This is a genomic window from Sphaerimonospora cavernae (assembly GCF_042435035.1).
GTDB classification, from domain to species: Bacteria; Actinomycetota; Actinomycetes; order Streptosporangiales; family Streptosporangiaceae; genus Sphaerimonospora; species Sphaerimonospora cavernae.
Genome location: NZ_JBHMQT010000080.1, coordinates 1 through 713 on the forward strand (window position 1 = coordinate 1; position 713 = coordinate 713).

General features: G+C 65.1%; 1 protein-coding gene. It reads right to left on the minus strand.

The annotated features are described in order from the left end of the window. Window positions 1–691: trypsin-like serine peptidase (locus ACFHYQ_RS29335; protein WP_394304390.1), on the minus strand; the 691-nt coding region annotated here is incomplete at its 3' end. Window positions 692–713 lie beyond the last annotated feature (22 nt).

Below are 713 nucleotides of genomic sequence, written 5' to 3' on the forward strand. Positions count from 1 at the left end.
TCTCGGCCTCGGCCCTGGTGTTGAAGGAGCGCTTGTCGACCCAGTTGCGGACCTTGTCCACGGTCTTGCCCTCGACCTGGACACCGTTGTACACGGTCACGAACGCGTAGTCGCGGTCGCCGTCCTCGTACACAGTGAAGTCGCTGTGGGTGTACGCGGTCTTACCCACGTAGATGCCCCACGGGGTCTTGCCCTGGTAGTAACCGGGGATGAAGACCCAGTTGTCCAGCGTCTCCTTGTTCTTGACGGTGTCGTAGACGCAGTGACCAGCGGTCGCCACCAGGTTCTTGTACTGCCCCTGAACCGAGGTGGCGGTGCACCAGTGGTTGTTGCCCTCGGAGTCGGTGAAGAACACCTTGCCCAGGGTCCGGGGCAGGTTGATGTTCTTCGTCTTGGCGGTGGCGGCCTTGGTGTCGCCACTCGACCCGACCGTGCCGGGCTTGTCGCTCGCCGAGACCGGCGAGCTGGACTTGACGCCACGGGCGTCGAGCTTGGTCTCCACCGGGTACGGCGTGGCGTTGACCAGGTTGGCCTTGTCCTCGCCGGCCCAGTACTGCACGACCTGCTTGGCCGCGAAGTTGGTGTTGGCCAGGTTGACTGCCGGGACCGAGTCGGCGTGAGCCGGCGCCGCGATGGCGGCGGTGGCCAGCATGCCGGCCACGGCCCCGCCGAGAGCGAGAGTGCGCTTCATTACTTTCTCCCTGGTCTGTCGT